General features: G+C 63.4%; 39 protein-coding genes. 2 read left to right on the top strand and 37 right to left on the bottom strand.

Annotation, left to right across the window (positions count from 1 at the left end):
- The 17 genes from KY389_RS13560 to rplO all read right to left on the bottom strand — a co-directional run bounded on the left by KY389_RS13560 (window position 1) and on the right by rplO (window position 14,917).
- Window positions 1-1,455, bottom strand: coding sequence for an amino acid ABC transporter permease (locus KY389_RS13560; RefSeq protein ID WP_219831523.1), 1,455 nt, complete (start codon window positions 1,453-1,455; stop codon window positions 1-3).
- A gap of 1 nt (window position 1,456) precedes the next feature.
- The gene (locus tag KY389_RS13555) at window positions 1,457-2,713 is read right to left on the bottom strand and encodes an amino acid ABC transporter permease (protein WP_219831522.1); all 1,257 of its coding nucleotides are present in this window, start codon (window positions 2,711-2,713) and stop codon (window positions 1,457-1,459) included.
- 128 nt (window positions 2,714-2,841) lie between these two features.
- Window positions 2,842-3,867 carry an amino acid ABC transporter substrate-binding protein gene (locus KY389_RS13550; protein WP_219831521.1) on the bottom strand — a complete coding sequence of 342 codons (1,026 nt, stop codon included), beginning with the start codon at window positions 3,865-3,867 and terminating at the stop codon, window positions 2,842-2,844.
- Window positions 3,868-4,033: 166 nt separating this feature from the next.
- A complete protein-coding gene (locus KY389_RS13545) occupies window positions 4,034-4,747 on the bottom strand; it encodes an ATP12 family chaperone protein (protein WP_219831520.1) in 714 nt (237 codons plus the stop codon).
- Entirely contained in the window at window positions 4,744-5,400 is a 657-nt protein-coding gene (locus KY389_RS13540) for an HAD-IA family hydrolase (protein ID WP_219831519.1), read from the bottom strand. Before KY389_RS13540 ends, KY389_RS13545 begins: the two co-directional genes overlap by 4 nt.
- Complete coding sequence (locus tag KY389_RS13535) at window positions 5,397-6,449, bottom strand: RluA family pseudouridine synthase (RefSeq protein ID WP_219831518.1); 1,053 nt, start codon at window positions 6,447-6,449, stop codon at window positions 5,397-5,399. Before KY389_RS13535 ends, KY389_RS13540 begins: the two co-directional genes overlap by 4 nt.
- A complete protein-coding gene (locus KY389_RS13530) occupies window positions 6,446-6,817 on the bottom strand; it encodes a fluoride efflux transporter FluC (RefSeq protein ID WP_246588128.1) in 372 nt (123 codons plus the stop codon). The genes KY389_RS13535 and KY389_RS13530 overlap by 4 nt, the downstream gene beginning before the upstream one ends.
- A gap of 34 nt (window positions 6,818-6,851) precedes the next feature.
- On the bottom strand, window positions 6,852-8,159 hold the full coding sequence (locus KY389_RS13525; protein ID WP_219831516.1) for a replication-associated recombination protein A: 1,308 nt from the start codon (window positions 8,157-8,159) through the stop codon (window positions 6,852-6,854).
- Between the two features lie 49 nt (window positions 8,160-8,208).
- Window positions 8,209-8,799, bottom strand: a complete 591-nt coding sequence (locus KY389_RS13520) for an acyl-homoserine-lactone synthase (protein ID WP_219831515.1) — start codon at window positions 8,797-8,799, stop codon at window positions 8,209-8,211.
- 61 nt (window positions 8,800-8,860) lie between these two features.
- Complete coding sequence (locus KY389_RS13515; RefSeq protein ID WP_219831514.1) at window positions 8,861-9,472, bottom strand: helix-turn-helix transcriptional regulator; 612 nt, start codon at window positions 9,470-9,472, stop codon at window positions 8,861-8,863.
- A gap of 250 nt (window positions 9,473-9,722) precedes the next feature.
- The gene (gene rplQ / locus KY389_RS13510) at window positions 9,723-10,145 is read right to left on the bottom strand and encodes a 50S ribosomal protein L17 (protein WP_219831513.1); all 423 of its coding nucleotides are present in this window, start codon (window positions 10,143-10,145) and stop codon (window positions 9,723-9,725) included.
- Between the two features lie 106 nt (window positions 10,146-10,251).
- Complete coding sequence (locus KY389_RS13505; protein WP_219831512.1) at window positions 10,252-11,268, bottom strand: DNA-directed RNA polymerase subunit alpha; 1,017 nt, start codon at window positions 11,266-11,268, stop codon at window positions 10,252-10,254.
- A gap of 116 nt (window positions 11,269-11,384) precedes the next feature.
- Complete coding sequence (gene rpsK / locus KY389_RS13500; protein ID WP_010395688.1) at window positions 11,385-11,774, bottom strand: 30S ribosomal protein S11; 390 nt, start codon at window positions 11,772-11,774, stop codon at window positions 11,385-11,387.
- Window positions 11,775-11,785: 11 nt separating this feature from the next.
- Window positions 11,786-12,154: a 30S ribosomal protein S13 gene (rpsM, locus tag KY389_RS13495; protein ID WP_219831511.1), complete on the bottom strand. Its 369-nt coding sequence runs from the start codon at window positions 12,152-12,154 to the stop codon at window positions 11,786-11,788.
- Between the two features lie 170 nt (window positions 12,155-12,324).
- Window positions 12,325-12,912 carry an adenylate kinase gene (locus tag KY389_RS13490; protein ID WP_219831510.1) on the bottom strand — a complete coding sequence of 196 codons (588 nt, stop codon included), beginning with the start codon at window positions 12,910-12,912 and terminating at the stop codon, window positions 12,325-12,327.
- A 49-nt stretch (window positions 12,913-12,961) separates the two neighbouring features.
- Complete coding sequence (secY, locus tag KY389_RS13485) at window positions 12,962-14,332, bottom strand: preprotein translocase subunit SecY (protein ID WP_219831509.1); 1,371 nt, start codon at window positions 14,330-14,332, stop codon at window positions 12,962-12,964.
- A gap of 108 nt (window positions 14,333-14,440) precedes the next feature.
- Window positions 14,441-14,917 (bottom strand): 50S ribosomal protein L15, encoded by a 477-nt coding sequence (gene rplO / locus KY389_RS13480; RefSeq protein WP_219831508.1) that lies wholly within the window; start codon window positions 14,915-14,917, stop codon window positions 14,441-14,443.
- 213 nt (window positions 14,918-15,130) lie between these two features.
- Here rplO and KY389_RS13475 point away from each other — a divergent pair, with 213 nt between their 5' ends.
- Window positions 15,131-15,751 carry a hypothetical protein gene (locus tag KY389_RS13475; protein ID WP_219831507.1) on the top strand — a complete coding sequence of 207 codons (621 nt, stop codon included), beginning with the start codon at window positions 15,131-15,133 and terminating at the stop codon, window positions 15,749-15,751.
- Window positions 15,752-15,828: 77 nt separating this feature from the next.
- Here the strand turns inward: KY389_RS13475 and rpmD are convergent, their stop codons facing one another.
- From rpmD to rpsJ, 20 genes are all read right to left on the bottom strand, one after another.
- Window positions 15,829-16,014: a 50S ribosomal protein L30 gene (rpmD, locus tag KY389_RS13470; RefSeq protein WP_219831506.1), complete on the bottom strand. Its 186-nt coding sequence runs from the start codon at window positions 16,012-16,014 to the stop codon at window positions 15,829-15,831.
- Window positions 16,015-16,026: 12 nt separating this feature from the next.
- On the bottom strand, window positions 16,027-16,593 hold the full coding sequence (gene rpsE / locus KY389_RS13465; RefSeq protein WP_219831505.1) for a 30S ribosomal protein S5: 567 nt from the start codon (window positions 16,591-16,593) through the stop codon (window positions 16,027-16,029).
- 121 nt (window positions 16,594-16,714) lie between these two features.
- The gene (rplR, locus tag KY389_RS13460) at window positions 16,715-17,074 is read right to left on the bottom strand and encodes a 50S ribosomal protein L18 (protein ID WP_219831504.1); all 360 of its coding nucleotides are present in this window, start codon (window positions 17,072-17,074) and stop codon (window positions 16,715-16,717) included.
- Window positions 17,075-17,086: 12 nt separating this feature from the next.
- Window positions 17,087-17,620, bottom strand: coding sequence for a 50S ribosomal protein L6 (rplF, locus tag KY389_RS13455; RefSeq protein ID WP_219831503.1), 534 nt, complete (start codon window positions 17,618-17,620; stop codon window positions 17,087-17,089).
- Window positions 17,621-17,630: 10 nt separating this feature from the next.
- A complete protein-coding gene (gene rpsH, locus KY389_RS13450; protein ID WP_219831502.1) occupies window positions 17,631-18,023 on the bottom strand; it encodes a 30S ribosomal protein S8 in 393 nt (130 codons plus the stop codon).
- A gap of 16 nt (window positions 18,024-18,039) precedes the next feature.
- Window positions 18,040-18,345, bottom strand: a complete 306-nt coding sequence (rpsN, locus tag KY389_RS13445; RefSeq protein WP_219831501.1) for a 30S ribosomal protein S14 — start codon at window positions 18,343-18,345, stop codon at window positions 18,040-18,042.
- A 19-nt stretch (window positions 18,346-18,364) separates the two neighbouring features.
- On the bottom strand, window positions 18,365-18,925 hold the full coding sequence (gene rplE / locus KY389_RS13440) for a 50S ribosomal protein L5 (RefSeq protein ID WP_219831500.1): 561 nt from the start codon (window positions 18,923-18,925) through the stop codon (window positions 18,365-18,367).
- Complete coding sequence (rplX, locus tag KY389_RS13435; RefSeq protein WP_219831499.1) at window positions 18,925-19,230, bottom strand: 50S ribosomal protein L24; 306 nt, start codon at window positions 19,228-19,230, stop codon at window positions 18,925-18,927. The genes rplE and rplX overlap by 1 nt, the downstream gene beginning before the upstream one ends.
- Window positions 19,230-19,598, bottom strand: coding sequence for a 50S ribosomal protein L14 (rplN, locus tag KY389_RS13430; protein WP_090746457.1), 369 nt, complete (start codon window positions 19,596-19,598; stop codon window positions 19,230-19,232). Before rplN ends, rplX begins: the two co-directional genes overlap by 1 nt.
- 76 nt (window positions 19,599-19,674) lie before the next feature.
- Window positions 19,675-19,920 (bottom strand): 30S ribosomal protein S17, encoded by a 246-nt coding sequence (gene rpsQ / locus KY389_RS13425; RefSeq protein ID WP_219831498.1) that lies wholly within the window; start codon window positions 19,918-19,920, stop codon window positions 19,675-19,677.
- A gap of 13 nt (window positions 19,921-19,933) precedes the next feature.
- Window positions 19,934-20,140, bottom strand: a complete 207-nt coding sequence (gene rpmC / locus KY389_RS13420; protein WP_219831497.1) for a 50S ribosomal protein L29 — start codon at window positions 20,138-20,140, stop codon at window positions 19,934-19,936.
- 203 nt (window positions 20,141-20,343) lie between these two features.
- Entirely contained in the window at window positions 20,344-20,757 is a 414-nt protein-coding gene (gene rplP / locus KY389_RS13415) for a 50S ribosomal protein L16 (RefSeq protein ID WP_219831496.1), read from the bottom strand.
- Window positions 20,758-20,769: 12 nt separating this feature from the next.
- Window positions 20,770-21,486: a 30S ribosomal protein S3 gene (rpsC, locus tag KY389_RS13410; RefSeq protein WP_219831495.1), complete on the bottom strand. Its 717-nt coding sequence runs from the start codon at window positions 21,484-21,486 to the stop codon at window positions 20,770-20,772.
- The gene (rplV, locus tag KY389_RS13405; protein ID WP_219831494.1) at window positions 21,486-21,866 is read right to left on the bottom strand and encodes a 50S ribosomal protein L22; all 381 of its coding nucleotides are present in this window, start codon (window positions 21,864-21,866) and stop codon (window positions 21,486-21,488) included. Before rplV ends, rpsC begins: the two co-directional genes overlap by 1 nt.
- A 5-nt stretch (window positions 21,867-21,871) precedes the next feature.
- Window positions 21,872-22,150, bottom strand: coding sequence for a 30S ribosomal protein S19 (rpsS, locus tag KY389_RS13400; protein ID WP_010400236.1), 279 nt, complete (start codon window positions 22,148-22,150; stop codon window positions 21,872-21,874).
- A gap of 3 nt (window positions 22,151-22,153) precedes the next feature.
- Window positions 22,154-22,990 (bottom strand): 50S ribosomal protein L2, encoded by an 837-nt coding sequence (gene rplB, locus KY389_RS13395; RefSeq protein WP_219831493.1) that lies wholly within the window; start codon window positions 22,988-22,990, stop codon window positions 22,154-22,156.
- A 96-nt stretch (window positions 22,991-23,086) separates the two neighbouring features.
- Complete coding sequence (locus KY389_RS13390; protein WP_219831492.1) at window positions 23,087-23,383, bottom strand: 50S ribosomal protein L23; 297 nt, start codon at window positions 23,381-23,383, stop codon at window positions 23,087-23,089.
- The gene (gene rplD, locus KY389_RS13385) at window positions 23,380-24,000 is read right to left on the bottom strand and encodes a 50S ribosomal protein L4 (RefSeq protein WP_219831491.1); all 621 of its coding nucleotides are present in this window, start codon (window positions 23,998-24,000) and stop codon (window positions 23,380-23,382) included. Before rplD ends, KY389_RS13390 begins: the two co-directional genes overlap by 4 nt.
- On the bottom strand, window positions 24,000-24,893 hold the full coding sequence (gene rplC / locus KY389_RS13380) for a 50S ribosomal protein L3 (protein WP_219831490.1): 894 nt from the start codon (window positions 24,891-24,893) through the stop codon (window positions 24,000-24,002). Before rplC ends, rplD begins: the two co-directional genes overlap by 1 nt.
- 10 nt (window positions 24,894-24,903) lie before the next feature.
- Complete coding sequence (gene rpsJ / locus KY389_RS13375; protein WP_042247848.1) at window positions 24,904-25,212, bottom strand: 30S ribosomal protein S10; 309 nt, start codon at window positions 25,210-25,212, stop codon at window positions 24,904-24,906.
- Window positions 25,213-25,309: 97 nt separating this feature from the next.
- On the opposite strand from rpsJ, the gene KY389_RS13370 reads away from it, so the two are divergent.
- The gene (locus KY389_RS13370; RefSeq protein WP_219831489.1) at window positions 25,310-25,525 is read left to right on the top strand and encodes a hypothetical protein; all 216 of its coding nucleotides are present in this window, start codon (window positions 25,310-25,312) and stop codon (window positions 25,523-25,525) included.
- Window positions 25,526-25,531 lie beyond the last annotated feature (6 nt).

Genomic DNA, 25,531 nt, shown 5'->3' with positions numbered 1-25,531 from the left:
TTACCTGTGGTCGCGTTGCAGGCGGCGTTCGAGATACATCGAATAGCGCGACATGCCGAAGCAGATGAGAAAGAAGATGGCGCCGACGAAGATATACGGCTCCCAGTAGATGCCCTTCCAGTCGGTCGAGGCGCGCACGGCGTCCGACATCGACTTGAGCGGATCGTAGAGGCCCACGAAGGTCACAAGCGTCGTGTCCTTGAACATGCCGATGAAGGTCGAAACGATGCCGGGGATCGAGATTTTCAGTGCCTGCGGCAGCACGATCAGCCGCTGCGCCTTCCAGTAGTCGAGGCCAAGGGCATCCGCGGCCTCGTATTGACCCTTGGGCAGAGCGGCGAGGCCGCCGCGGATCACCTCGGCCATGTAGGCGGCCGCGAACAGCGTGACCATGATGATGACCCGCAGGATGATGTCGAAGGTCGTGCCGGGCGGCAGGAAGTAGTTCAAGAGCAGCGAGGCCACGAAAAGCAGCGTGATCAGGGGCACGCCGCGGATGAATTCGATGAAGACAACCGCGAGCGACTTGATCAGGAACATGTTCGATTGCCGCGCCAGGGCCAGCATGATGCCCAGGGGCAGCGACAGGGAAATGCCCGAAACGCCGATCGTGACCGACAGAAGGAAGCCTCCGAACCGGTCCGACCGAACCGACTGGATCGACAGCGACAGCAGGTTCTCGGCGTCGCGCGCGGCCTCGCCGGCCAGCGTCAGCCAGAAGAGCAGCGTCACGATGATCGCCACGATGACCGAGGCCGCCGGCAGCACGCGCAGCATCGCGCGATAGGCCAGCCAGCCCAGAGCCGGGCCGACCAGCACGAAGATCGGACCCCAGAGACTGCCGCCCCAGAGAAGCCAGACCCCCAGCAACGGGAACACGACCGAGAAGGGCAGAAGCCACAGCACGTTGCGTTCCGAGATGACCAGCCCGCCGATCAGCATGACCGCCGCGAAGAGCAGCCATCCCGCGGGCGCGGACAGCGCGATCATCGAGACCAGCGTGACCGCCGCCGTGATGACCAGCAGGATGCGGCGAATCCGACGCTCTGGCGCGAACAGCACCGGGGCCAGCGCGACCATCATCAGGCCCATCGTCATGGTCGGCCGCCAGTAAAGATCCCGAGGGTAGAAGCCGAACACATACTGATTCCAGCGGTCGCGGATCACCGCCCAGCAGGCGCCGCGAGCGCCCTCGCCCCACGTGGCGGCGATGATCTCGCGACATTCGCTCAGGCTACCCGCGTTCCAGACAGAATGGGCAAGCCAGTCCCAGAAGGTCACGATCAGGAAATACACGATGCCGATGCCCAGCAAGGTCAGGATCGTGTTGACGGGCCCCGAGAACAGATTCTCGCGCAGCCACCTGATCGCCCCGGATTCCGCCTGCGGAGCGGGCGCCGCGGGCAGCATCGTGTCGCGGACATAGGCGACGGTTTGCGCGCCGGTTTCGCTCATCTCAGCGCTCCTTCAGCTTGACGCGGGCGTTGAAGATGTTCATCGCGCCGGAAATGATCAGGCTCAGCGCCAGATAGGTCAGCATCATCAGCACGATGGCCTCAAGCTCCCGGCCGGTCTGGTTCAGCGTCGTCCCGCCAAGCGTGCCGCGCAGGTCCATGTAGCCGACGGCGATGGCCAGCGAGCTGTTCTTGGTCAGGTTCAGGTATTGCGAGATCAGCGGTGGCACGATCACGCGCAGGGCCTGGGGCAGGATCACCAGGCTCATCGTGCGGTTCGGACGCAGGCCAAGCGCATAGGCGGCCTCGGTCTGGCCCTTGCTTACGGCCAGGATGCCGGCGCGCACGATCTCGGCGATGAAGGCTGCGGTATAGAGCGTCAGGGCCAGCCACAGCGCGACCAGCGCGTTCGACACGTTCAGCCCGCCCGTGAAGTTGAAGCCTGTCAGCTCGGGTGCCACCAGATGCAGACCGAAATACCGGATCAGGATCAGCGAGGGCACGGTCATGACCGCAAGGCTCATCCACCAGGTCCGGGGCCGCTCGCCGGTGCGGTCCTGCACCGATTGCGCCCAGTTGCGAATCATGCGGCGCGCGATCACGCCCAGCGTCAGCGCGGCCACGAAAGAGATCGTCGCCCAGTTGACGGTGATGCGCGCGCCCAGATCAAGGCTGCCCGGGTCATTCGTCATCGCAATCGTAGGCAGCGCGGTGTAGCGGTTCGTCAAGGCCACATGATCGAAGAAGATCATGGACCAGGCCGCGTCCTCGCCGCGATAGGCGGCCGGGGTGGGCAGAATCTCGGTAAAGATCGCGTAGATGATCAGGATCCACAACAGAAGCGGCATGTTGCGGAAGATCTCGACGAAAACGGTCATCAGCCGGGCGAACAGCCAGTTCTTCGACAAGCGTGCGACACCGACGATAATGCCCAGAAAGGTTGCGGCGATGCAGCCCAGAACCGACACGATCAGCGTATTCAGCAGGCCGACCACCGCGGCCCTCAGATGCGTGTCGTCAGACGTATAGGGGATGGGCGTCTGCGGGATGTCGTATCCCGCCCGTTGGAACAGGAAGCCGAAATTGAAGTTCTTGCCCAGCAAGGCAAGGTTCTTGATGGTGTTATCCACCAGCCACCAGAGACCCGCCATCACGAGGATGAAAACGATCACCTGGAAGGTCAGCGAGCGGTAGCGCCGATCATGGATCAGCATACTCAGCCGGAACGGCGGGTTGCCCGGCGCCGAGACATCCGTCATCTGAAACAATCCCTGTTGACCCGCGTCTCGGCTTTGCGCCGTATCTGCTGCGGGCAATTTCTTGAAGTTCGTTGCCCGAAGGGGCGTGGGATCAGGGCCCGAAAGCCCCGATCCTTGTCATGTCGCGATCAGCGGAACGGAGGCGCGTAGAGCAGGCCGCCCTGGGTCCACTGAGCGTTCAGACCGCGCGCCAGACCGATCGGGGTCTGTTCGCCGATATTGGCCGCGAAGATCTCGCCGTAATTGCCGCTGGTCATGATGGCGCGACGCGCCCATTCGGCGTCAAGACCCATCATCGCCCCCAGATCGTCGCTGACGCCCAGCAGGCGCTGCACTTCGGGGTTGTTGGACGAGCGCACCAGCTCTTCGATATTGCGCGAGGTGACACCGTATTCCTCGGCGGCGATCAGCGCGTTCAGCGTCCAGCGGACGATGTCGCCCCAGTTGTTATCGCCGTGGCGCACGGCCGGTCCCAGCGGTTCCTTCGAGATGATCTCGGGCAGAATCACGTGATTTTCCGGATCGGCAAAGGCGGCGCGGGTCGCGGCCAGGCCCGACACGTCGGTCGTATAGGCGTCGCAGGCGCCGGCCATGTATTGCTGCTCGCCCTCGGCATTGCTGTCGATATTGACGGGCGTGTAGTTCATGCCGTTGGCGCGAAAGTAATCCGCCAGGTTCAGCTCGGTCGTGGTGCCGGTCTGGATGCAGACGGTCGCACCATCCAGTTCCTTGGCCGAGGTCACGCCCAGATCCTTGCGGACCATGAAGCCCTGACCATCGTAATAGTTGACGCCGACAAAATCCAGCGCCAGGTCGGTATCGCGCGAGAAGGTCCAGGTCGAGTTGCGTGCCAGCACGTCAACTTCGCCCGAGGCAAGGGCGGTGAAACGGGTCTGGCCGGTGGTCGGCACGAAACGGACCTTGTTGCCATCGCCCAGCACCGCCGCGGCGACAGCGCGGCACAGCGCCACGTCAAAGCCGGTCCAGTTGCCATTCGCATCCGGCGCAGCAAAGCCGACAAGGCCGGTATTCACACCGCAATTCAGCTCACCACGCTCCTTGACCTGAGCAAGGGTCGAGCCTTCTTGAGCCAGGCCGATGCTGGCCACCAGGCTTGCTGCGGCCACCGTCCCCAGGAAAACCGTTTGTTTCATATCTACCTCTGTGTTGGAGCGCCCCGAAGCTTTGGCCTCGACAGACGCAAAGCGGGCCGTTGCCGACCCTTCTTGTGCGAAACCGCCCCGAAGGGCGGTCCCATAGGCATCATTGTGCCGATACAAAGCCTTGCGTCAAGAACCCGCGATGCCATGGCAAGCGCTTTCAACCGGCCCGCGAAAGCCGCCAAAGCCGCTCTGCTGAATTCATCGACACGCGTCTGGCCTCGGCTGCCTGGTCGGCTTCCGCGTCCCGGCCCCATTGTGCGGCCTGAAATTCCTCGTCTATGCGGGATAATGCGAAGGATCGGTCGGCATCCAGATGGCCGCGCACCACCGCCAGACCCAGGATCAGGGATCCGGGCAGAGTGACCAGATCATGCAGCGCGGTCAGCCCGAACACATCGAAATCATTCAAGAGCGCGCGCAGTCGCGCAAGATCGCCCCGGTCCTGCGCCAGCGGAATCACACCCTGCGTGACCTTCAGATCGACGCCCAGATCAGCGCGCGCCCAGTCCAGCAACGGATCCCACGAATCGGCCTGCAAGGCGATCAGCCTGGCCGGCGCGGTTGCCCGGTAACAGAGCAGATCGGTGCCGCCATATTCCGCAAGCATGTCGGCGATGGCCGCGAACTGGGTCGAAACCCTTTCAATCGCCGAATTGGCAGCACGGGTCAGCGGCATGGTCTGTGGCTGGATCAGATCACCCTGGGCCTGCCATTCCTCGGCCAGCGCCTCGGCCAAAGCCGCGGTGGGCAGGATCAAGGGCAGCTTGCCTGGCGTTTTCAGCGCGCGATCATCCAGCACGACCTCGTGCCCGCCCTCGACCTGGCGGGTCGAAACCGTTTTCCAGAACCGGCGCGCCTTCCATTCGCTCATGAAGCCCAATCCTCGATAGCCCGTGTCAGATGGTGGAAATCCTCGGCGATCAGCGCCGCACCGGCTGCGTCCAGTGCCTCTGCGGGGTGATAGCCCCAGGTCACGCCATAGCCCGGCATTCCGGCGGCTCGCGCCATCTGGATGTCGAAACTGGTATCGCCGACCATCAACGCCGCACGCGCCTCGCATCCGGCATCGGCCAATGCCTGCCACAGCATTGAGGGATGCGGCTTCGACGGATGCCCGTCCGCCGTCTGGAGGCTGACGAACCTGCCCTGCAAGCCATGCGCAGCGATCACCGCATCCAGCCCCCGCCGCGATTTTCCCGTTGCCACGGCCAGCAGCAGGTCATCGCGCGCCGACAGCCGATCCAGGCAATCCAGCGCACCGGGATAAAGCGGCGCGGCGCGCTCGCCGCGCGCCTGCATGTAGGAGACACGGTAAGCCTCGACCACGCGCGCCTGCGTTGCCAGATCGGCCATCGGCAGAAGCTGCGCCACCGCGACCGGCAGCGACAGGCCGACAATTCCCAGAATTTCCGCCCGGGGCGGAGGCTCCAGCCCGGCGGCGGCGAAACCCGCCGTCATCGCGCGGATGATATGATGCTGGCTGTCCACCAGCGTGCCGTCCACGTCGAAGACGACCAGCCTCATCCGACCTCCGCAAAGGGATCGTCAGGCACGTCGTTCTCGTGCCAGCCAAGTGTCTTCCAGGTGCGCTGCATATGCTCGGGCAAGGGCGCGGTCAGGGTAATCCGCTTCCCGGTGATCGGATGATCGAAGCTGATCGAGCGCGCGTGCAGATGCAGCTTGCGGCTGATCTCGCCGCCAAGCTGCGCGCCCCAGCCATCGCCCAGGTTTTCCTGCCCCGATCCGCCATATTTGCCGTCACCCACGATCGGATGGCCCAGTTCGGCCATATGGGCACGCAACTGATGGGTGCGGCCGGTGATCGGCACCAGCGCGCACCAGCTGACGCGCGAGCCAAGCGCGTCCAGAACCGCGTAGTCGGTGGTGGCGCGCTTGGCGCCCTCGGTCGTGTCGATGTCGCGGGGATGGACGGCGATCATCTTCTCGCCCTCGCCGCCCCGTCCGCGGCCTGGCGCCTTGACCAAGCCGTAGCGCACCGTCCCCATCCGCGGATGCGGGACGCCCGCGACTGCGGCCCAATAGATCTTGCGCGTGGTCTTGGCGCGGAAGGCCTCGGACAGGGCGCGGGCCACGCGGTCGGTGCGCGCCAGCAAGAGCACACCCGACGTGTCCTTGTCCAGGCGATGCACCAGCTTGGGACGGTCCTTGAACCCGAACATCAGCGCCTCGGTCAGCCCGTCCACATGGCGGCTGCCCTGCCCGCTGCCGCCTTGACTGGGCAGACCCGGAGGCTTGTTCAGCGCGATCACGTGCTCGTCCCTCCACAGGACAGCCGCCCGGATCATGGCCTGGTCGCTTTCGGGAATGCGCGGACCCCGGCTGATCCGGGGCGCTGCGGGCGCAGTATCGGGCAAGGGCGGCACGCGCACCTGCTGCCCCACCTCAAGGCGCGTGGCGGCCTTGACCCGCCCCCCATCCACACGCAACTGCCCGGTGCGGCACATCTTTTCGACAGCCCCCTGCGACAGTTGGGGGAACCGCTTCTTCAACCAACGGTCAAGGCGCTGTTCGCCCTCGTCCGGACCCACGCGGATCAATTGCACGCCGCTCATGTCAGCACGCTCCTTGCGACAGCCAGACCCGCGATCAGCGCAAGAAGCGACAGCACGACCGAGGCCGCAATATAGACCATCGCCGCGATGGCCTCGCCCCGCTCCCACATTGCGACCACATCCAGCGAAAAAGAGGAAAAGGTGGTGAATCCGCCCAGCACCCCCGCCAGCAGGAACGGCGCGAAATTCGGCGTAATTCGCTGCCCGATCAGCGCGAATCCAAGCCCCATCACGAAGCTGCCGATCACGTTCACGGCCAGCGTCGCGCCGCCCATCGCAACCCAGGGCGCGGGCAGCAAGCGATAGAACGCCAGTCGGCACATGCTACCGATGGCCGCGCCGATGGCGACCTGAAGATAAGGGTTCATCATTGTTCGGGTTTGTGGCGCGGCGGGGCCAAAGTCAACCGCCCCGCTTGAGCCGCTGACTGACAAACCAGTCCAGCCGCCGCTTCAGTTCGCGTTCAAAGCCCCGCTCGACCGGCAGATACAGGACCGGGCGCTTCATGCCGTCAGGGAAATAGTTCTGACCGCTGAAGCCGTGCTCGGCATCATGGTCATAGGCATAGCCCGCCCCGTAGCCCTGATCCTTCATCAGCTTGGTCGGCGCGTTCAGGATATGGGCGGGGGGCATCAGGCTGCCGGTGCGCCGCGCCTCGGCCCGCGCGCCCTTGTAGGCGGCGTAACCGGCATTGGATTTCGGCGCCAGCGCCAGATAGATCACCGCCTGCGCCAGCGCCAGCTCGCCCTCGGGACTGCCAAGGCGTTCATAGATCGCCCAGGCATCCAGACAATGCCGGGCGGCGGCGGGATCGGCCAGACCGATATCCTCGACCGCCATGCGCGTGATGCGGCGCGCCAGATAGCGCGGATCCTCGCCCCCCTCCAGCATCCGGGCAAACCAGTAGAGTGCGGCATCCGGATCGCTGCCGCGCACCGATTTGTGCAGCGCCGAAATCAGGTTGTAGTGCTCATCCCCCGACTTGTCGTATTTCGCCGCCCGCCGCATCAGGCGCTGCGCCATCGCATCGGTGTCCAACGGCGCGGTGGCCTTCCAGGCGGCAACCTGTTCGATCAGGTTCAGGCAGGCGCGGCCATCGCCATCCGCCATACCCAGCAGCGCATCGCGCGCCTCGGGCGTCAAGGGCAGCTTTTGGCCCAGCTCACGCTCGGCCCGCTGCGCCAACAGCTCCAGTTCGGCCAGCGACAGGCGTTCCAGCACGATGACCTGCGCGCGCGACAGAAGCGCGGCGTTCAGCTCGAACGACGGGTTCTCGGTCGTGGCGCCGACCAGAAGGATCGTGCCGTCCTCCATATGCGGCAGGAAGCCGTCCTGCTGCGCCTTGTTGAAGCGGTGGATTTCGTCCACGAAAAGCAGCGTGCCGCGGCCCTGCTGGCGGCGTAGGCGGGCGGCCTCGAAAACCCTTCGCAGCTCGGGCACGCCGGTGAAGATCGCGCTGATCTGGACAAAGGCCAGATCGGTCTCGTCCGCCAGAAGCCGCGCGATGGTGGTCTTGCCCACCCCCGGCGGGCCCCAGAGGATCAGCGAGGACAGGCTGCCCGCCGCCAGCATCGAGCCAAGCGGCCCGTCATTGGCCAGAACCCGCGTCTGGCCGATGACCTCGGACAGCCGCGTGGGCCGGATGCGGTCGGCCAGCGGGCGGGGCGCTTTGGGCGGGGTGGCAGAGGGCGAGTCGAACAGATCCGGCATGATGGCGTCAATCTAGGTGCGGCCAGCCCCGGCGAACACCCCCCCGCGATCAGTGCATCTTGTCGGACAGGTCGATCGAGACGCATTGGAATTCGCCATCGTCGATCCACAGGACGGGTCCGATCGCCTCGGCGGTCAGGCCGCAGCGACCATACCAACGCGGCCAGTTCGCCCCCGTCAGCGCGATCAATCGCGTCGCGCCCTGTTCGCGGGCCGAAGAGGTCATAGCCTCGACCATCTTGAAATGTACCTTGCGCCGATAGGCTTGCGGGATGGCGTGGCTGACAAAGACGCGCGAACACTCCCAGACATGCGGATCGACCGGCGCAGGCCCATAGAGCAGATCCTGTGGGATCGAACCGCCCAGAATCCCCTCTTGTGCGTCGCGGATCATGTAGCTGTAGATGCCGCAGCGCGCGGTGGTCGGGGTCAGGCGGATGCCGGCCAGGACCGTGCCCATGTCATGAATGGCGATCCAGCGGCTTTGCGGTGTGTCATACTGGTCGAATTCCATGTCATCGACCTCGGGCAGATCCCAGTTCTTCTGGATGATGAAGCTCTGCTTTCGGGCGCGAAAGAGATTGGCAAACAGTTCGCCATGATTGTGCAAGTTGGCAAAAGAGAGGGTAGTCATCTGCATCGAGGCTTCTCCTGGATTGAGACGGAACCCCCGCGCACCGCGGAACGACCGGGCGAGTATTCTACAACAAGCGGTATTCCTTGGCCCTCTGCAGCGCCTCGGCGGTGGTGCGGGCGTTCAGACGCTCGCGCACGGAAATCAGTCTTGCCTTGAATGCGCTTTCCGTAATTCCAAGTTTGGCCGCCGCTGCTGCGTGCCGGTCCCCCTGTGCGATACAGCGAAGGGCTTCTTTCTGAGCCTTGGTCAGGCTCTCAGGCGGCTCGGTAATATCATGGAGCTGCCTGACAGTAGCCTCGATCTCGGCGATCTCGGCATCGGTGAACTCGCGGTCGGAACGCGCGAAACTGGCGATGGTCCGCGACGAGATCGGCCCATGCGAGATCGTCACGCCATAGGTCAGACCATGATTCGCCGCAGCGGCGAGGATGTTGAACGGATCAGGAATGGGCAGCGCAGACCAACGGCACGACCCGACCGTGGAAAAACCCCAGGCGATCGTCGGATCGCGAAGGGCGTAGGCGTTCTGGGAATAGAAATCCGACCAATCCTGCGGGTAAGTCTGAAACTGCATCAGAGGTGCCGCGAAACGGATGTGCAGACCGACAAAATAACCGGACTGGGCGAACTGGCCCAGTTTCCTCAGTCCTGCATTGATGTCGGCGCGTGGTGACATGGCTTTTTAGACAAGTTGATTTCATAAGCGTCAACCTGGAAAATACCATGTCGTTATTCTGTTTCCAGAACGTTAACGCCAAAGCCTCGTTTCTCGAAAATTTCTTGGCATGACCCAATCTCATCGGCTCCGGTTGGGCATGTCCAACATGGATGCTCGAATGAAACGCGCCCCCACGATGCTTTTCTCAAGTGAAAGAGCCCCGCCAGAGAACTGACGGGGCTCTGACAGGCCGATTTCGGCAGATCGCTTATTCTTCGTCGGCCGCCATCTCGGCGTCCAGACGTGCACGGTCGGCGGCGCCTTTCGCCTCGGGGTCGCGGTCCACCAGCTCGATGATGGCCATGGGCGCCATGTCGCCGTAACGGAACCCGGCTTTCAGGATGCGAACATAGCCGCCCTGGCGGTCCTTGTAACGCTCGCCCAGAACCTCGAACAGCTTGGCGACGTGGATGTCCTGCTTCAGTTGGGCGCTGGCCTGACGGCGCGCATGAAGATCGCCGCGTTTGGCCAGTGTGATCAGCTTCTCGACGATCGGGCGCAGTTCCTTGGCCTTGGGCAATGTCGTCTTGATCTGCTCGTGCTCGATCAGCGAGCCGGCCATGTTGGCAAACAGCGCCTTGCGGTGTTCGTGGGTGCGGTTGAGGCGGCGGTAGCCACGGGCGTGACGCATGATTCTCTCCTATGATGTCTTTTGCTTTGTCCGGCGGCCCATGCATGCGGGCCGCTCTCCTTGGGGCGGAATGCCCGGGGGTGCGGGGCCGAAGCCCCCGCAGATCTCAGAACTGGTCGTCGAAACGCTTGGCCAGATCCTCGATGTTCTCCGGCGGCCAATCGACCACGTCCATGCCCAGATGCAGGCCCATGCCCGACAGCACTTCCTTGATCTCGTTCAGGGACTTCCGGCCGAAGTTCGGAGTCCGCAACATCTCGGCTTCGGTCTTCTGGATCAGGTCGCCGATATAGACGATGTTGTCGTTCTTCAGACAGTTCGCGGAACGGACCGACAATTCCAGTTCGTCCACCTTCTTGAGCAGGCGCGGATCGAATTCCAGCCCGTCGTCGCTGTCCTGACGCGTCGCCGATTCCGGCTCTTCGAAGTTCACGAAGACCGACAGTTGGTCCTGGATGATCCGCGCAGCATAGGCCACGGCATCCTCGGGGGTCAACGAGCCGTCGGTCTCGATCTTCATGGTCAACTTGTCATAGTCCAGAACCTGCCCCTCGCGGGTCGGGGTGACTTCGTAGCTGACGCGCTTGACCGGCGAGAAGATCGCGTCGATCGGAATAAGACCGATGGGCGCATCCTCGGGACGATTCTTGTCGGCGGCAACATAGCCCTTGCCCGTCGTGACGGTCAGTTCCATGTTGAATTCGGCACCGTCATCCAGATGACAGATCACATGCTCGCGATTCAGGATCGTGATGCCAGCGGTTTCCTGGATGTCGCCCGCCTTGACCTCGCCCGGGCCCTTGGCCGAGAGCGTCAGACGCTTGGGGCCCTCGACATCCATCTTCAGCGTCACGCCCTTGAGGTTCAGCACGATGTCGGTCACGTCCTCGCGGACGCCGGCGACGCTGCTGAACTCGTGCAGGACGTTGTCGATCTGGACCGAGGTGATGGCAGCGCCTTGCAGCGACGACAGCAGCACACGGCGCAGCGCGTTGCCAAGCGTCAGGCCGAAACCCCGTTCGAGCGGTTCGGCGACCAGCGTCGCGGTCCGGGTCGCGTCGGCGCCCGGCTTGACGACCAGCTGGGTCGGCTTGATCAGTTCGGCCCAATTCTTGTGGATCATGGGTTTGCCTCCATACCTGTTCCCGACCCATGATCGCGGCCGGAAACGCCCGAGGTTACATGCGAAAATCCGGCCCGCGCGAAAAGACGCGCGAACCGGTCAGGGATGATCCGAAATCAGACGCGCCGACGCTTGGGCGGGCGGCAACCGTTATGGGCGATCGGCGTCACGTCGCGAATCGCCGTGATGTTGAAGCCGACGGCAGCCAGAGCGCGCAGAGCCGATTCGCGGCCCGAACCAGGGCCCTGGACCTCGACCTCCAGCGTGCGGACGCCGTGTTCCTGAGCCTTGCGGCCCGCATCTTCGGCAGCCATCTGAGCGGCATAGGGCGTCGATTTGCGCGAACCCTTGAAGCCCATCGTGCCGGCCGAGGACCACGCAATCGCGTTGCCCTGGACATCAGAGATCAGGATCTTGGTGTTGTTGAAGCTGGAATTCACATGAGCAACGCCGGCGGCGATGTTCTTGCGTTCCTTGCGCTTGATGCGGGTCTTGTCACGTGCCATGTCGCTGCCCCTTACTTTTTCTTGCCGGCGATCGGCTTGGCCGGGCCCTTGCGGGTGCGGGCATTGGTGTGGGTGCGCTGGCCGCGAACCGGAAGGCCGCGACGGTGGCGCAGTCCGCGATAGGAGCCCAGATCCATCATGCGCTTGATGTTCATCTGGACTTCGCGGCGCAGGTCGCCTTCGACCGTCAGGTTGGCGTCGATATATTCGCGGATCGACAGGATCTCGGCGTCCGACAGATCGTTCACGCGGCGCGTGCGGTCGATGCCGGTCGCCTCACAGATCTGTTCGGCGTACATCTTGCCGATACCATGGATGTAGGTCAGGGCGATGGGGACACGTTTCCCCGTCGGAATGTTGACGCCAGCAATACGTGCCACGCGTTATCCTTTTCAGTTGCGGTTCCGTAACGCCGGAACCTTTTTTCACAACGCAGGGCCCGAAAGCCTAGCCTTCGGGCCGATTGATTGGGCCACTCGCGCGATGCGGGTGATTCTCTTGCGAGATGCCGACCGTTAATGTCCGGCAGGCCGAACGTCAAGTCTGCGGATCAAACTTTAGCGTCGAGAATGGCCGAGATCTGCGCCGCGACCTCGTCCATCGAGGCCATCCCATCCACCGACCGCAGATCGCCTCTGGCGTAATAATAGCCGATCAGCGGCGCGGTTTTCTTGTAATACTCGCGCAGGCGGTCGGAAAAGACCTCGGGCGTGTCATCGCGGCGCACCGGCTTACCGGCAGCAGCCGTTTCTTCAGCGCGCTTGACGATGCGGCCGACCAAAGCCTCGTCATCGACGCGCAATTCGATCACAGCGTCCAGAGACATGCCCGTCTCGGCCAGCAAGGCACCCAGCGCGTCAGCCTGGGCCAGGGTGCGGGGGAAGCCGTCGAAGATAAAGCCCTTGCCGCCCTTTTCGATCTGTTCGCGAATCAGGCCGATGACGATTTCGTCGGTGACAAGCTCGCCCCGGTCCATGACCTCGGCCACCCGCTTGCCCATCTCGGTCCCCGAAGAACGGGCAGCGCGCAGCATATCGCCGGTTGATAGCTGGACAAGGCCTCGCTCGTCCACAAGGCGCTTGGCCTGTGTCCCCTTGCCCGCGCCCGGAGGCCCGAGAAGAATGATGTTGATCGTCATGGCTGTCCCCCTCGGCTGCCCGTTGTCGGGCTGATCTGTCGTTCTCCGCTTAGCGGCGCGACGGTGCGCGCCGCGGCTTGGCAGTTCCCGGCTTACGTTTACCACGCAACTGGGATTTCTCAATCAGACCCTCGTATTGGTGGGCCAGAAGATGGCTTTGAACCTGATTGATCGTGTCCATCGTGACCGAAACCACGATCAGAACAGACGTGCCCCCAAGATAGACGGGGATCGAGAACTGATCGCGCAGCACTTCGGGCAGAAGACAGACCGCCGCCAGATAGGCCGAGCCGATCACCAGGATGCGGTTGACGACGTAATCCAGGTAATCCTGAGTGCGCTTGCCCGGCCGGATGCCGGGGATGAACCCGCCCTGATTCTTGAGATTTTCAGCCACATCATCGGTCTTGAACGACACGTTCTGCGTGTAGAAATACGTGAAGAAGATGATCATCGCCGCGAAGAACAGCAGGTAAAGCGGCTGACCGGGTCCGAAATAGGCCAGGATCAGCGACATGACCGGCCCCGTCTCGTTGCCCGAGAAGGTCGAGATCGTGATCGGCAACAGCAGAAGCGAGCTGGCAAAGATCGCCGGGATCACGCCCGCCGGGTTGACCTTGACGGGCAGGTGGCTGCTCTGGCCATCATAGATCTTCATGCCGACCTGCCGCCGGGGATACTGGATGCGGATCTTGCGAAGCGCACGCTCCATGAACACCACGAAGGCGATGACGCCGATCAGGCCGAAGATCACGAACAAAATGACCGGGGTCGAGATGACACCCGTGCGGCCCTGCTGGAAGAAGGTCGCCAGCGCGGCCGGGATCTCGGCCAGGATGCCGACGAAGATGATCAACGAGATGCCGTTGCCGACGCCGCGCGCGGTGATCTGTTCGCCCAGCCACATCAGGAACATCGTGCCGCCGACCAGGGTGATGACCACCGAGGCCTGGAAGAACAAGCCCGGATCATGCGCCAGACCGCCCGCCTCGAGGCTGCGCGCCAGCCCGTAGGCCTGGAACAGCGCCAGCAGCACGGTGCCGTAGCGGGTGTATTGATTGATCTTCTTGCGGCCCTGCTCGCCCTCTTTCTTCAGCTGCTCAAGCGAGGGCACCATCGATGTCAGCAGCTGCACGATGATCGAGGCCGAGATGTAGGGCATGATCCCCAGGGCAAAGACGCCCATCCGGCCAAGCGCGCCGCCGGTGAACATCGACAACATGCCGCCGATGCCGGTCTGGGCCTGCTCCATGAAGGTCCGCAGCGCGGCCCCGTCGATGCCGGGAACCGGAATGTAGGTTCCGACCCGATACATGATCAGAAGCCCGATCGTGAACCAGATCCGCTGGCGAAGTTCCGTGGCCCTGCCAAGCTGACCCCAGGAGAGGTTCGCGGCCATCTGTTCTGCGGCTGACGCCATATGAAGTCCGTCCCGTGTCATGACGGCGCCGCCGACCCATTTCCGGGGACCGGCGGCGCCAGAAAACCTGAATGCTATCTACGAAGCCGTCGCGCCCCGTTCAACAGCTTATTCGGCCGCCGCAGCTTGGGCAGGCAGTTGCACCTTGCCGCCCAACTTCTCGACCGCTTCGATCGCGGCTTTCGACGCGCCGGTGACGGCGATGGTCAGGCCGGCCTTCAGCTCGCCCTTGGCCAGCAGACGGATGCCGTCCAGCTTGCGGCGCACCAGGCCCGAGGCGACCAGCGCGTCCTCGGTCAGCTCGGCCGAGGCGTCGATCTTGCCCGAGTCGATAAAGCTCTGGATCTGCCCCAGATTGACCACGGCGAAGCTCTTGGCGTTCGGCTTGTTGAAGCCGCGCTTGGGCAGGCGGCGATAGAGCGGCATCTGGCCGCCTTCATAGCCGTTCAGCGCGACGCCCGAACGCGACTTCTGGCCCTTGATACCACGGCCGGCGGTCTTGCCCTTGCCCGAACCGGGACCACGCGCGACGCGCTTCTTCTTGCGATTCGCGCCTTCGTTGTCGCGGATTTCATGCAGTTTCATATCGCTTCTCCTTTGCCGGACACGCCCCCGAAGCGAACAGGGCGGACGCGGCTTCTCTTGCTTGTTCTGGCACGCCTCTGGTGCACCGGCCGGGCTATACCCAAGTCGCGGCCGCCTTTCAAGCCACGACCCGATGCACGCACACCGAGTTGTGTCTTGAGCCGACCGCCGCCACCGGTAAGTCAAAGGCTCGGATTGCCCAAGGGGTTCACCATGCGCTTTACCCTTCTGCCCACCGTCCTGACGCTTGCCGCCCTGGGCGCGACTTCGGCCTCGGCCGAGCCGACGCTCTGCACCGCGCGGATCAACGACCGCGACACTGTGCTGGGCTATGATACGGCCGAGCCGGGCCTGTCGCGCAATTTCAGCCGACGCGAGCGGCTGGCCACGCGTTGGGGTGCGCATGACTGCCCCAGCTATGTCGTGATGCGCGCATTGACGCCGGAATTGTCGGACGACCAGCGCCGCCCCTTCTGCCTGCGCTTCGACGAGGCCACGAATTCCGTCATGGGCTACGATCTGGGCGAACGCGACGCCTGGGGCCGGTGCAAGACGCGCTCGGCCTCGTTGTGCGAAAGGGTGAACCACACAAGGTCGGTCGCGGGGTCGCAGACATCGGCGGCAGGGCGCGGCGCGCTTGCGGGTCTTGAGGCGCTGCCAGATGGGTCGGGCGCGGTGATCCTCAGCGGCAGTGCCAATGCGGTGTCCAGCGCGCTGACGTCGCTGGGCGGGGCGGCGGCAGCGGCGGCGGGCAGCCCCGCACTGGTGGCAGGCGCCGCGATCAGCCTGGTGGCTGTCGGCGGCGCGGTCTATGCCTGCCACGACCGCGACTGAAGCCCGGCCCCACCCCTGAACGAAAAACGCCCCGCAGCGATGCGGGGCGTTTCGGATCAGGCACTCTCCTCGTCGGATCAGGCCTTCTCCTCGATGATCGTCACCAGATGCGGGATCTTGGCGACCATGCCGCGGATCGCGGGGGTATCTTCCAGTTCGCGGGTGCGGTTCATCTTGTTCAGGCCCAGACCTTTCAGCGTCTCGCGCTGGATGGCCGGGCGGCGGATCGGGCTGCCGATCTGCTTGACGACGATGGTTCCCATGCGCCTGTCTCCTTACGCTTCGACGGCTTCTTGAGCCGGCTTGTTGTCCTGCGGCAGGATGTCGGCCACCTTCTTGCCGCGGCGCGCAGCGATCGAACGGGGGCTCGATTCCTTCTTCAGGCCATCCAGCGTCGCACGGATCATGTTGTAGGGGTTCTGCGAACCCAGCGACTTGGCGACGACATCCTGGACGCCCAGCATCTCGAACACGGCACGCATCGGGCCGCCCGCGATGATCCCGGTGCCCGGAACGGCGGTGCGCATCACGACCTTGCCGGCGCCGTGGCGCCCTTCGATGTCATGGTGCAGCGTGCGGCCGTCGCGCAGCGGGACGCGGATCATGTTGCGCTTGGCCTGTTCGGTCGCCTTGCGGATGGCTTCCGGCACTTCCTTGGCCTTGCCTTTGCCAAAGCCGACACGGCCGCGCTGGTCTCCCACAACGACCAGAGCCGCAAAGCCGAAGCGCTTGCCACCCTTGACCGTTTTCGACACGCGGTTGATCGCGACAAGGCGATCGGCGAATTCCGGGGTTTCCTCGCGCTCTTCGCGGCGGCCCCGGCGGTTGTCACGTTCTGCCATAAGGCATTCCTTCATCTGGTGGCGCGCCCAGGGGACGGCCGTTGCATCCGATCCTGGTGGAGGCCCAAAAAGGGCCATCCCCGGATCATCGGGGCGGCGCCCGAAGACGCCGCCCGCAAGATCAGAACTTCAGCCCACCTTCACGGGCGGCGTCGGCCAGAGCCTTCACCTTGCCGTGAAAGATGAACCCGCCGCGGTCGAACACGACTTCCTCGATGCCGGCGGCTTTCGCACGCTCGGCGATGGCTGCGCCGATCCTGGCGGCAGCCTCGACGTTGTTCTTGCCGACCAGGCCGAAATCCTTCTCGAGCGTGCTGGCCGAGGCCAGGGTCACGCCTTTCAGATCGTCGATGATCTGAACCGAGATGTTCTTCGACGAACGGTGAACCGACAACCGGGGACGGCCGTTCGACATCGCCTTCAGCTTGTTCCGCACGCGCAGGCGACGCTTCTGGAACAGCTCTTGCTTTTTCAGTGCCATTTCTCGCGTCCCTTACTTCTTCTTGCCTTCCTTGCGGAAGACATACTCGCCCTTGTAGCGGATGCCCTTGCCCTTGTAGGGCTCGGGGCGGCGCCACTCGCGGATATTCGCGGCAACCTGACCGACAAGCTGCTGGTCAATGCCTTCCACAACGATTTCGGTCTGCTTCGGAGCCGTGATCGTCACGCCCTCGGGCACTTCGAAGTTCACGTCATGCGAATAGCCCAAGGCCAGCTTCAGGACATTGCCCTGCATACTGGCGCGGTAGCCGACGCCCTGGATTTCCAGCTCTTTCCTGAACCCGGTGGACACGCCCACGGTCAGGTTCTCGATCATCGAGCGCGTCATGCCCCATTGCTGGCGCGCACGCTTCGATGTGCCGCGGGGCTTCACCGCAACGGCGCCGTCCTCCAGCACCAGGTCCACATCATCGGTCGCCGTGAAGCTGCGGGTGCCTTTCGGCCCCTTCACTTCGATGGTCTGACCCTTGATCTCGGCCGTCACACCCTTGGGCAGTTCGACCGGCTTCTTACCAATCCGAGACATTCCGCCCTCCTTAGAACACGGTGCAGAGGACTTCGCCGCCGACATTGGCATTGCGAGCCGCTGCATCCGACATGACGCCCTTGGGGGTCGAGACGATGGAGACGCCCAGACCCTGACGGACCTGCGGGATTTCCTTGGCGCCCGCATAGACGCGGCGGCCAGGCTTCGAGACACGCGACAGCTCGCGGATGACCGGAGCGCCGTCGTGGTATTTCAGACCGATTTCCAGCTCCTTGTGGCCGGTTTCGGTCGTCACTTCTTCATAGCCGCGGATGTAGCCTTCGCTTTTCAGCACATCCAGAACCCAGGCACGCAGCTTGCTGGCCGGGGTGCGGACGGTCGATTTGCCGCGCATCTGAGCATTGCGGATGCGGGTCAGCATATCGCCGAGAGGATCGTTCATCATGCCTTGTGCCCCCTTACCAGCTGGACTTGACCAGGCCGGGGATCTGACCTTGCGAGCCAAGCTCGCGCAGCATGATCCGCGACAGTTTCAGTTTGCGGTAATACGCGTGCGGACGGCCGGTCAGTTGGCACCGGTTATGCAGACGCGTCGCCGACGAGTTTCGGGGCAGTTCAGCCAGCTTCAGCGAAGCCTTGAACCGCTCCTCCATCGGACGGGACTGATCGTTGATGATCTCTTTCAACGCAGCACGCTTCGCCGCGTATTTCTGGACCAGACGTTCGCGCTTCTTTTCGCGCTCGACCATGGATTTCTTCGCCATATCTTCTTTCCCTCCGCGATCAGGCGGTGAACGGCATGTTGAAATGCTTCAACAGCGCCCTCGCTTCCGCGTCGGTCTTCGCGGTGGTGCAGATGATGATGTCCATCCCCAGAACTTCGTCGACCTTGTCGAAGTTGATTTCCGGGAACACGATGTGCTCCTTGAGGCCCATCGCGTAATTGCCGCGACCGTCGAAAGAAGTCGCCTTCACGCCGCGAAAGTCGCGGACGCGCGGCAGCGCGATGTTGATCAGGCGGTCCAGGAACTCGTACATGCGGTCGCCGCGCAGCGTGACCTTGCAGCCAAGCGGCATCTGCTCACGGACGCGGAAGCCGGCGATCGACTTCTTGGCATGGGTGATGACAGCCTTCTGACCAGCGATCAGCGACAGTTCCTCGGCGGCCTGCTTGACCTTTTTCGTGTCCTTGACCGCCTCGCCAACGCCCATGTTCAGGACGATCTTGTCCAGACGCGGGATCTGCATGTCGTTCTTGTAACCGAACTCTTCCTTGAGCGCGGCCTTGATCGTGTCGCGGAACTGCTGGCGCAGACGCGGGGTGTATTTGGTGGCGTCCAGCATCAGATCACGTCTCCCGTGGTCTTGGCGAAACGAACCTTCTTGCCGTCTTCGATGCGGAAGCCGACGCGGGTCGCTTTGCCGTTCTTGTCCATCAGCGCGAGATTCGACAGGTCGATCGGCATCGCCTTCGGCAAGCGGCCGCCCTGGCTGGTCTGCGACTGGCGCTGGTGACGGATGGCGATGTTGATGCCGTCCACGACGGCCTTGTTCTCTTTCGGGAACACGGCCGTGATTTCACCTTGCTTGCCCTTGTCCTTGCCGGCCAGCACGACGACCTTGTCGCCCTTTTTCAGCTTGGCAGCCATTACAGCACCTCCGGCGCAAGCGAGATAATCTTCATGAAGTTCTTCGCACGCAGTTCGCGCACGACCGGCCCGAAGATACGGGTGCCGACCGGCTCGCCCTGGTTGTTCAGGATGACGGCGGCGTTGCGGTCGAAGCGGATCGAGGTGCCGTCTTCACGGGTGACCTCTTTCGCGGTGCGGACGACGACAGCCTTGCGCACGTCACCCTTCTTGACCCGGCCCCGCGGGATGGCTTCCTTGACGGACACGACAATGATGTCGCCCACCGACGCATAGCGACGGTGCGAACCACCCAGGACCTTGATGCACTGAACCCGGCGAGCACCGGAGTTGTCAGCAACATCCAGATTGGTCTGCATCTGGATCATTTGGTTTCTCCCGACCTTTGGGGACCGCCTTTCGCGGCCCCAGGGTTTCGATCATTTCTGATCTGTGATGATGGACTTACGCGGTAGCCGCTTCGTCCGTCAGGACAGTCCAGCGTTTCGTCTTCGAGATCGGCGCGCATTCGATGATGCGAACGATGTCACCGACCTTGAACTGGTTCTGCGCGTCATGCGCGCGGTATTTCTTGGAGGAACGAACCGTCTTTTGCAGCAGCGGGTGCTTGAAGCGGCGTTCGACCAGGACGGTCACCGTCTGCTCGTTCTTGTCCGAGACGACACGGCCTTGCAGGATACGTTTGGGCATGGACCGGGCCTCCTCAGTTCGACGCCGCGGCTTCGGCCGCTTTCTGGTTCAGGATCGTCTTGACGCGCGCCACGTCGCGACGGACGGCGCGCATCCGCGCGGTGTTCTCAAGCTGGCCGGTGGCCTGCTGGAAGCGCAGGTTGAAGGCTTCCTTCTTCAGCGCAATCAGCTGGTCCTTCAGCTGGTCGGGCGTCTTCGTGCTCAGTTCCTTGGCGTCCATGACGCGTCTTCCTTTCAACATCACCGGAGAGCCCCTGGTTCACAGGGCCACCCTGATTCCGGTGGAGTTTCGTGATGAAGGCCTGCCCATACAGGCGACAGGCCGCTTTGGCAAGCCCTTTGAGGGCGCATGGCAGAATTGCGAAACCCCGCCGGCAACCGGCGGGGTCCGTTATGGTCATGGCCTCGTCCGAGTCCCGGAAATCACCAGTCTTCGCGGACGACGATGCGCGTCTTGATCGGCAGCTTCATCGCACCAAGGCGCAGCGCCTCGCGGGCGATGGTATCGTTCACGCCGTCGATCTCGAACATGATCCGGCCGGGATGGACGCGGGCGGCCCAGAAATCGACCGAGCCCTTACCCTTACCCATCCGCACCTCGGTCGGCTTCGACGAGACCGGGACATCCGGGAAGATCCGGATCCAGACGCGGCCCTGGCGCTTCATGTGGCGCGTGATCGCGCGGCGAGCCGCCTCGATCTGACGCGCGGTCACACGCTCGGGCTCGGTCGCCTTCAGCGCGTAAGAGCCGAAGTTCAGCTCGAAGCCACCCTTGGCTTCGCCATGGATGCGACCCTTGTGCTGTTTGCGGAACTTCGTCCGTTTCGGTTGCAGCATCTGTTCTACTCCTTACCGAGCGTCGCGGTCGCGGCGCGGGCCACGAGGCGCGGGGCCTTCCTGAGCCTCGGCGGCGCGGCGGTCGCGGGCCTGCGGATCATGTTCCATGATCTCGCCCTTGAAGATCCACACCTTCACGCCGATGATCCCGTAGGGGGTCGAGGCTTCGGACAGCGCATAGTCGATATCGGCACGCAGCGTGTGCAGCGGCACACGACCTTCGCGATACCATTCGGTGCGCGCGATCTCGGCACCGCCGAGACGGCCCGACACGTTCACACGGATGCCCAGGGCGCCCATGCGCATCGCGTTCTGCACGGCGCGTTTCATGGCGCGACGGAAGGACACGCGGCGCTCGAGCTGCTGGGCGATCGACTCGGCCACCAGTTGGGCATCGACTTCGGGCTTGCGGACCTCGACGATGTTCAGGTGCAGCTCGCTGTTCGTGAAGTTCGCCAGCTTCTTGCGCAGCGTCTCGATATCCGCGCCCTTCTTGCCGATGATGACACCGGGACGGGCCGCATGGATCGTGACGCGGCATTTCTTGTGCGGACGCTCGATGATGACGCGGCTGATGCCGGCCTGCTTGGCCTCTTTCTTGATGAAGTCCCGGATCTTCAGGTCTTCAAGCAGCAGGTTGCCATAGTCCTTGTCGTCGGCATACCAGCGGCTGTCCCAGGTGCGGTTGACCTGGAGGCGCATGCCGATCGGATTGACCTTCTGACCCATTACGCTTGCTCCTCGACTTGGCGCACCTTGATGGTGATTTCCGAAAACGGCTTCATGATCTTGCCGAACCGGCCACGCGCCCGCGGGCGGCCGCGCTTCATCACCAGGTTCTTGCCGACCCAGGCTTCGGCGACGATCAGGTTATCGACGTCGAGGCCGTGGTTGTTTTCGGCATTCGCAATGGCCGACTGAAGGCATTTCTTCACGTCGCCGGCGATACGCTTGTGCGAGAAGGTCAGATCGGCCAGCGCCTTGTCCACCTTCTTGCCACGGATCAGCTGTGCCACCAGGTTCAGCTTCTGAGGCGAGGTGCGAAGCATCCTCGTCTTGGCGAAGGCTTCGTTCTCCGCCACGCGGCGCGGATTGTTTTCCTTACCCATGACGCTTACTTCCTCTTGGCTTTCTTGTCCGCGGCGTGACCGTAATAGGTCCGCGTGGGCGAATATTCACCGAACTTCTGACCGATCATCTCTTCGGTGACGCTGACGGGAATGTGTTTCTGCCCGTTATAGACACCGAAGGTCAGGCCGACGAATTGCGGCAGAATGGTCGAACGACGCGACCAGATCTTGATGACATCCGACTTGCCCGACTCGCGAGCCTTCTCCGCCTTCCTGAGCACATAGGCATCAACAAAGGGGCCCTTCCAAACAGAACGTGCCATGGCTTAACGCCCCTTCTTCGCGTGACGCGACCGCAGGATGTACTTGTCGGTCGCCTTGTTGCTGCGTGTCTTGCGGCCCTTGGTATCCTTGCCCCAGGGCGTGACCGGCGTCCGGCCGCCCGAGGTGCGGCCCTCACCACCGCCATGCGGGTGGTCGATCGGGTTCATGGCGACACCGCGGACACTCGGGCGGATGCCCTTGTGACGGTTGCGACCCGCCTTGCCAAGGTTCTGGTTCGAATGGTCGGCATTCGAGACCGCACCAATGGTCGCCATGCATTCCTGACGGACCATGCGCAATTCGCCCGAGGACAAGCGGATCTGGGCATAACCGCCGTCACGGCCGACAAACTGGGCATAGGTGCCAGCCGAGCGCGCGATCTGGCCGCCCTTGCCGGGCTTCAGCTCGACATTGTGGACGATCGTGCCGATCGGCATGCCGCTGAAGGGCATAGCGTTGCCGGGCTTCACGTCAACCTTGGCGCCGGCGATCACCTTGTCGCCAACGGCCAGACGCTGCGGCGCCAGGATATAGGCCTGCTCGCCGTCCTCGTATTTCACCAGCGCGATGAAGGCAGTGCGGTTGGGATCGTATTCGATCCGCTCGACCACGGCCGGGATGTCGAACTTGGTGCGCTTGAAATCGACGATGCGATACAGGCGCTTGGCGCCCCCGCCCTTGCGGCGCATCGTGATCCGTCCGGTATTGTTCCGGCCCCCGTTCTTCGTCAGACCCTCGGTGAGAGACTTGACGGGGCGGCCTTTCCAAAGCTCCGAACGGTCGATCAGAACCAGCCCGCGCTGGCCAGGCGTCGTCGGTTTATACGACTTCAATGCCATCTTTCTGTCTTCCGTTGCTTTGAACCGAAATGGTCCGTTTCAGTCAAAAGATCAGCGGCCCCGGACAAACCGGGGCCGCAGATTCGCGCCCTACTATCAGAGACCGGTGGTCACGTCGATAGTGCTGCCCGCTTCCAGCGTGACATAGGCCTTCTTCACGTCGCTGCGGCGACCGGGCTGACCGCGGAAACGCTTGGTCTTGCCCTTGATGATGGTGGTATTCACCGCCTTCACCTTGACCCCGAACAGGGCCTCGACCGCATCCTTGATCTGCGGCTTCGAGGCGTCCTTGGCGACCTGGAACACGACACCGTTGTTCTCCGAGGTCAGCGTGGCCTTTTCGGTGATGATCGGCTTGACGATCACATCGTAATGTTCAGCTTTCGCGCTCATTTCAGGCGAGCCTCCAGAGCTTCGACACCCGCCTTCGTGATCACCAGCGTGTCACGCTTCAGGATGTCATAGACGTTGGCGCCGATCGACGGCAGGATGTCCACGCCTTCCAGGTTGCGGGCGGCACGGGCGAAGCCCTCGTTCACCTCGGCCCCGTCGATGACAAGGACGCGCTTCCAACCGTTTTCCTTGACAACCTTGGCGACGGCAGAGGTCTTGGCCTCGGCGAGGTTCAGATCTTCGACGATGACCAGCTCACCCGCCGTGGCTTTCGCCGACAGCGCATGTTTCAGGCCAAGCGCGCGGACCTTCTTGGGCAGGTCGAAAGCGTGCGAACGCGGGGTCGGGCCCTTGTAAACGCCACCATGACGGAAGATCGGGGCCTTCTTGGAACCGTGGCGGGCGCCGCCGGTGCCTTTCTGACGATAGATCTTCTTGGTCGAATAGCTGACATCCGACTTGCCCAGGACCGAGTGCGTACCGGCTTGCGCCTTGGCGCGCTGCCAGCGAACGACGCGCTGCAGGATGTCGCCGCGCGGCTCCAGCCCGAAGATCTCGTCGGCCAGCTCGATCGACCCGGCCTTGCCGGAGTCCAGCTTGATCACATCGAGTTTCATCACTTGTCTCCTTCGGGCGCGGCGTCGTCATTGAGAGGCGGCTCCTCCGCGTTCGGATCGGCAGCTTCCTTGTCCGACTCGATCGAGGCTTCGGCCTCGGCCAGGGCGGCGGCCTCCTGCTCGGCGGCCAGGCGTGCGGCCTCTTCGCGGGCGGCTTCCTCCTCGGCGGCGGCCTTGGCGGCAGCTTCCTCGGCAAGGCGGCGCGCCTCCTCGGCGGCCGATTTCAACGCGGCGGGGTAGATCACGTTCTCGGGCGTCGGCTTCTTGACCGCATCCTTGATCGTGACCCAGCCCCCTTTCGAGCCCGGAACCGAGCCCTTGACCATGATCAGGCCACGCTCGGCATCGGTCTTGACGACTTGCAGGTTTTGCGTGGTAACGCGAACGGCACCCAGATGACCCGCCATCTTCTTGCCCTTGAACACCTTGCCGGGATCCTGGCACTGGCCGGTCGAACCGTGCGAACGGTGGCTGATCGACACGCCGTGCGAGGCGCGCAGACCGCCGAAATTGTGACGCTTCATTGCGCCCGCAAAGCCCTTGCCGATCGAGGTGCCGGCGATGTCCACATACTGACCGGCAAAATAGTGATCGGCGGTGATCTCTTCGCCGACGTTGATCAGGTTTTCCTCGGCGACGCGGAATTCGGCGATCTTGCGCTTGGGCGCGACCGAGGCCTTGGCAAAGTGCCCGCGCATGGCCGCGGTGGTGCGCTTGGCCTTGGCGGCACCGGCGCCCAGCTGGACAGCGGTATAGCCGTCGCGCTCGACGGTCCGCTGAGCGACGACCTGCAGGCCGTCCAGTTGCAGGACGGTGACGGGAACCTGGCGTCCGTCCTCGAGGAACAGACGCGTCATGCCCAGTTTCTTGGCGATAACACCAGTACGCAGCATGATGGCCTCCTTACACCTTGATCTCGACATCCACGCCGGCGGCGAGGTCGAGCTTCATCAGGGCGTCCACGGTCTGGGGCGTGGGATCGACGATGTCCAGCAGACGCTTGTGCGTGCGGATTTCCCACTGGTCGCGCGACTTCTTGTCGATATGCGGTCCGCGCAGAACGGTGAATTTCTCGATCTTGTTCGGCAGCGGGATCGGGCCGCGAACGGTCGCGCCGGTGCGCTTGGCGGTATTGACGATCTCCTGGGTGCTGGCATCCAGCACGCGATAGTCAAACGCCTTCAGGCGGATGCGGATATTCTGACTTTGCATCGTCACATCCCTCTTGCGGGGAGTTCCAGTCGAGAGGCTGACATCGCACCGCGCGGTGCCAGCGTCGGACCGTATATAAATTGCAAGGCCGCCCCTGATGACGGGCGGCCCGTGCAAAACCGTCGATTCTTGTCAATCGACGACGATGGCGGCTTATGCAGAATACTGGGCGATCCGTCAAGCCGTGATCGGCGCCGATCGCGGTATAAACGACGACCAGACCACCAAAGCCCGCCCGCGCGCACCGCCGCAACGCAAGAGGGCCGCCCTTTCGGACGGCCCTCTGTTTCATGTCGCGCGGATCACTCGATGATCTTCG

Source organism: Paracoccus bogoriensis (genome assembly GCF_019431455.1).
Classification (GTDB): domain Bacteria; phylum Pseudomonadota; class Alphaproteobacteria; order Rhodobacterales; family Rhodobacteraceae; genus Paracoccus; species Paracoccus bogoriensis.
This window is presented reverse-complemented; position numbering and strand designations above follow the sequence as displayed.